Genomic DNA, 4,996 nt, shown 5'->3' with positions numbered 1-4,996 from the left:
ACGTCGGCACATTGAAGCCGGTCAGCCGGTGACGGCCCAGGCGCCGGCCCTCGACCGCGGCGATCATCCCGAGCTCGGTCTTGCCCGCCCCGACCATCCACGCGGCCAGTCCGCTCTCGGTGTGCAGCCGGCGCACCATCGCGGACTGGAACGGGTGCAGCTTGAGGTTCGCGGACATGTCCGGGATGTAGAACGGCGAGGAGTCCCACACCCGCTTGACCTGGTTGTTGTACTCCTGGTTGTACAGGCGCACCGCGGCGTCGGCGCGGTCCGGGTCCGACCAGAGCCAGCTCACGAAGTCCGCATCCAGCGCCTCGGCCTTGCGGAACGCATACAAGGTCGCGGCGTCGTCCCGGTAGCTTTTGACGTTCCCCGCCTCGTCGAGGTACTCGCGGCGCACCACGATGGAGGTGTTGGTCAGCAGGGCCTCGGCCAGCGCATACGCGTTGTAGTCGGAGGTGCCGTACGTGTTGACCGCCAGCGAGTTGTGCTCGACGCTCGAGCGGGTCTCCACGCTCCACTTGGCCCCGCCGGGGTGGCGGACGGTCAGCAGCGGGTCCTGCAGCACGTGGCGCAGTCCCTGCTGGACGATCTCGCGGCTAAGCCACGCCGACCCGAGACGGGCCTGAATCTCGGTGGACTGAAGGTCGGCCGGCTGCACGCCGTCGAGGGCGGTGACGTTCACGCCGAAGCGCTCGGGGTCGACGGCGGCCGCGGCGCGGGCCTCGGCCAGCTTCTCGCGCACGTTGCCCGACAGGTACTCCCCCGCCGCGACCAGGCGCCCGGTGCCCGGCTCGTCGTAGACCAGCGTGCCGAGCGCGGTGCGCGCCTCCTGCTCGCTCGTGCCCAGCAGCCGGGCGATCTCCCGCAGGTCGACCTTGCGCTGGTGGATGAGCACCAGGTCGAGGGCTTCCTGCGGGGTCTCGGCCCCCAGTTCCATCCGGTGCGGCACCGCGGTGCGCTGGTAGAACAGGTTCTTCTTGGTCGCGGTCTGCTCGACCGGGTCGAACGTTTCCAGCGCCTCGACGGCCGGGCGGCGCGGGTCGGAGCGGAACTGCTGGGGGATCAGCCGCTTGCGGGTCTCCCCGAACTCGATCAGGTCCAGGCGCTGGGTGAAGACCTCCTGCAGCCGGGTGGCGTCCTCGCCTGCGGGTACTCCGTCCTCGATCGCGGCCAGCACGGCGCCGCGCACCTTCGCCACCTCGACCAGCTGGGTGGAGGTGGCGACCGCGACGCCTTCCTTGTCCTTGCGGCTGCCGGTGCGCACCTGCTTGCGGTCCACGACCGGCGCGATGACGCGGATCAGCGCGTCGCGCCCGAGGTAGTTCTCCAGCAGCGCGATCTCCGGGTCGCGCTGGTCGGGCTTGGAGAAATCCAGCCGGTCTAGCATCCCCTCAAGGGTCTTGACCTTGTAGGTGACCGTGGAGCTGGTGAACTTGTTGATCGGTCCGTAGGCGGCGGTGTAGGCGTCGTAGAGCTCGCCGAGGTGCGCGCGCATCGCGTCGATCTCGTCGGTGTCCTCCGGGCACGCCGACTCGGCCGCGATCAGCCGTTCGCGGGCCTCGGCCAGGGCGACGATCGCCCGGGTCTGCGCGGCTTCCCGCGCGCCGGTGATCGCCACCGGGACGTCCTCGCCGTGCACGACGCGGCTGAAGGTGCCGTCCGGGTGGGCGGTGAGCGTGCCGTCGGGACGGTGGGAGACCTGCCGCAGCAGCGAGGCGGCCGGGGCGGCCTCGCGCGACTCGTAGAGCTGGCCGCGGTTGCGCGCCAGTCCGACAATCTGGTCCAGGGCCGCGCGCAGCTGCCCGGACAGCTCGCCGTTCGCGACGACGTTCAGGTCGTCGGCCCGGCGCATCCCGCCGAGCTCGAGCGTGCCGAGGATGTGCTCGGGGTGGCGGTGGAAGTACGCGTTGACCCGCACGCTCTGGCCGGTGCCGGGCACGGCCAGGGGCTGGGACTGCTCCCAGCTGCGCGGGTCGACCAGCGGCTGCTCACCCTCGGCCAGGCGGCGGCCGATGATGATGTCGGTGACCACGCTGGTGCCGGCCATCCGCTGGTGGGCGGTGGACGGCAGGCGGACCATGCCGATCAGGTCCAGCTCGCGCGCGAGCGTGCGACGGAAGTGAGGGTTCTGCGCGTCGGCGGTGTAGCGGCTGGTGATGACCGCAACCAGGCCGCCGGGGCGCACCCGGGTGGTGGCCCAGTTGATCGCGTGGTCGTGCAGCGACAGCCGCGTGCCGGGGTTCAGGACCGGGTCGGGCAGTTTCAGGTCGCCGAACGGGACGTTGCCCACCGCCCCGTCGGCCGCGTCCCGGGGAACGCGCACCATCGGGCTGGATAGGTCCCGGGTGCGCGCGAACTTCTGGTCGGCGATCGAACCGGTCAGGATCTCGGCCTCGGGGTGCAGCAGCTGTGCGATCAGCGCGGTGGCCGGGTCGAGCTCGACCCCGGTGACGTGCACGCCTTGCGGGGCCAGGGCGGCGAACATGCCGCTGCCCGCGCCGGGCTCGACCACCTGCCCGGCGTCGAAGCCGAGTCCGGATAGCGCTTGGTAGATGGCGCCGACCAGCGTCGGGTCGGTGTAGTGCGCGTTGAGGGTGGTCAGGCCGGCGCGGAAGAACAGGCGCTCGCCTTCCTCGGGGCTGCCGCCGAGGCGGTTGAGGATCGCGCGCAGTTCGTCGCGGTCGCGCGCGTCGTTGCCCGTGGGGTTGGGTGCGAAGACCGCGTCGGCCGCGCCCCATCCGCCGTAGCGGCCCATCACCGCCTGTGCCTCGGCGGTCAGCGTCGCCCCGTCGATGACGATGTCGGCCGCGGTGCGCAGCGCGGCCAGGTTCGCCTGGATGCGGGCGCGGGAGCCGGACGGGGCCAGCTGCTCGATCCCGGCGGGCCGGAAGGACGGGCCGTTCGCCGGGATCGGCGCCCACGGGCGCGGTGCTACTCGCTGGTCGCCTGGTCCAGGTCCGCGTACGGCTCGCCCTGGCTGGCCGGATCCGGCGTCACCAGCAGCGCGTACACCTCCTCCTTGGCCCGGCGCATCGCCTGCTCCAGGCGCGCCTCCTTCTCCTCCGCGCTCTCCTGCGCCGGATCCTCGCCCTGGTACTGCAGGTACAGCTCCTCGATCTCCGCTTCCACCTGCTCGCCCAGCGCCCGGAAGAACTCCAGCGGGTCCTCGATCCTGCTGTACCTGACGGGCAGTTCCGTCGACCAGTACGCCATCGCCGCCGCGCCGTGCTCGTTCATCTGCTCCATCCACAACCCCTTCGCCATCGGCCTGACCGTCTGCGGAGGCTACCGCGCGGTTCTGACTTTCGACCTGGCCCGACTCGCCGGTCTGCTGCGCGCCGACCGAGTCGTCGAGCAGCAGCTGCTCCCAGTCGGTCTCGGGCTCGAAGCGGCGCAGCGCCGCGGAGATGGTGGCGCGCGGAAGCGTGCGCAGGGCCTCGACCAAGTGCTTCTCGTTCTTGCCGACGCGCACGTAGACGTCGATGATCGCGGCGTAGAGCGCCTCCTGCTGCTCGTCCACGTCGTCTCGCAGGCCGCGCACCTCGGAGTAGGCGGCGATCACCTTGGTCAGGTCCAGGGGCTCGGGCTGATCGCCCGGTCCCTGGACCGCCTCGTCCTGCGCCATGGTCACCGCCCTTGGGCTCGCGGGTCGTCGTCTCGACCCCCTCACGCCCCCGGGCAGGGCGGTTTGTGACTGCGCGGTGCGACTTTTTTTGCGCCGCGTTCTCACCCGGCCCCGAAGCGCGGCCGCCCGGCGTCATCGCGGTCCCGGCGTCAGGGCATGGCGGCTGCGGTGCATGGCATGATGCTGCGATGAGGTGGCTGCGGAGAGGGGGCCGGGCGTGCTCATGGTGCTGGAAGGGCTGATCGTCCCGGCGGCCTTCGTGCTCGTGTTCGGGTCCGTCATCGGCTTTGACCGGTGGCGCGAGCCCCGGCGGCCCCTGCACCGGCCGTTCGCGGTGGCCGACACGCGGACCTTCTCCTATGCCCAGCGGCGCATCGAGCGCCTGGTCGAGCGCGGCGGGCCTGAAGATCTTCAGTGCGCGTGGATGGGGGCGACGGCAATCTGCGTATGGCTGCGTGGCGAGGTGCGCAGCGGGCGGCCGGGCCGCCGCATCCGGCGTGCCTCCCAGCTCGAGCGCTGGGAGGCACAAGCGGCCGACCTCAAGGGACGGTTCACCGCTGTTTGATCGGCCACGCCCGTGCGCCGGCGATGGCGGGCGCCGCGGATCGTGGCGCAGATCAGTCCCGGCTGCCGCCTCGGCTGCTGCGCCAGAGGCTGAACGCACCGATCACGCTGGTGGCGGTCATCGCCACGTCCTGCGCCGGCACGTGCGCGCCGAGGATCAGGACGACTCCGGTCGTCAGGCTCGCCAGGAAGGCGATCAGGTCCCAGCGGGACGGGGGGCCTGGAGTGTGCGTAACGTGGGACACGTCGGTCTCCTTCATGGTGATCGATCGGGTCCCCGGAGCGGTGTCCGCTGCAATGGAATAGCCGTTCCGGGGACTGGCCGGAAAGGGAGCCGGGCCCGGTCGGCCCGGCGGGCTCCCTTCGCCATCCACTACACCGCACCGCGCAGGCCGATCCGGTAGGCTTGCACCACGCTTTGACCCTGATGCGATGCAACGGTGAGGACGAGGACGCGGAGATGGCGCATCATGAGGGTTAAAACGTAGCGTCTGATCCGTAGGAGTTTTTTTGGGACTCAAGGCCGAGGCGCGGGCAGCGAAGGTCGCCGCGCGGGCGAACGCGCTCAACGCACTGCAGCGCACCGGGGAACTGGCCGCCGCCGTCAAGGCCGCGCGCGAACTGTGGGACGAGGGCCGGAAGCCCTCCGTCGTCCGGATCCGGCGCGGGTACTACTGGCACAGCGAGCCGCGGAAGGTGGTCAGCGAGCGCAAACCCCTGCCCCGTGCGGAGCGGCCACTGGCGGCACAGATGATCGACTCGCGCGGTGTCGCCCTCAAGCTGCACTTGGTGATGCTGTTCGCA

The 4,996-nt window shown here is 71.2% G+C and carries 3 protein-coding genes and 2 pseudogenes; 2 read left to right on the top strand and 3 right to left on the bottom strand.

What is annotated here, in order from left to right:
* Positions 1-2,758 (bottom strand): annotated as a pseudogene (locus tag VFA06_RS06300) (hypothetical protein); the annotation flags it as partial.
* A 176-nt stretch (positions 2,759-2,934) separates the two neighbouring features.
* Complete coding sequence (locus VFA06_RS06295; protein ID WP_324839468.1) at positions 2,935-3,267, bottom strand: hypothetical protein; 333 nt, start codon at positions 3,265-3,267, stop codon at positions 2,935-2,937.
* 578 nt (positions 3,268-3,845) lie between these two features.
* Here VFA06_RS06295 and VFA06_RS06290 point away from each other — a divergent pair.
* Positions 3,846-4,193, top strand: coding sequence for a hypothetical protein (locus tag VFA06_RS06290; protein ID WP_324839467.1), 348 nt, complete (start codon positions 3,846-3,848; stop codon positions 4,191-4,193).
* Between the two features lie 52 nt (positions 4,194-4,245).
* Here the strand turns inward: VFA06_RS06290 and VFA06_RS06285 are convergent, their stop codons facing one another.
* Complete coding sequence (locus VFA06_RS06285; RefSeq protein ID WP_324839466.1) at positions 4,246-4,437, bottom strand: hypothetical protein; 192 nt, start codon at positions 4,435-4,437, stop codon at positions 4,246-4,248.
* 265 nt (positions 4,438-4,702) lie between these two features.
* On the opposite strand from VFA06_RS06285, the pseudogene VFA06_RS06280 reads away from it, so the two are divergent.
* A pseudogene (locus VFA06_RS06280) lies at positions 4,703-4,996 on the top strand (hypothetical protein); the annotation flags it as partial.

It is taken from the genome of Actinocrinis sp., assembly GCF_035653575.1.
In the GTDB taxonomy this organism is placed as follows: Bacteria; Actinomycetota; Actinomycetes; order Streptomycetales; family Catenulisporaceae; genus Actinocrinis.
The sequence above is the reverse complement of the archived record's forward strand: the minus strand, read 5'-3'. Positions and strand labels throughout refer to the sequence as shown.

Coding starts and splice junctions, on each gene's coding strand:
- VFA06_RS06295 (WP_324839468.1), bottom strand. CDS start 3,267: ATGGCGAAGGGGTTGTGGATGGAGCAGATGAACGAGCACGGCGCGGCG.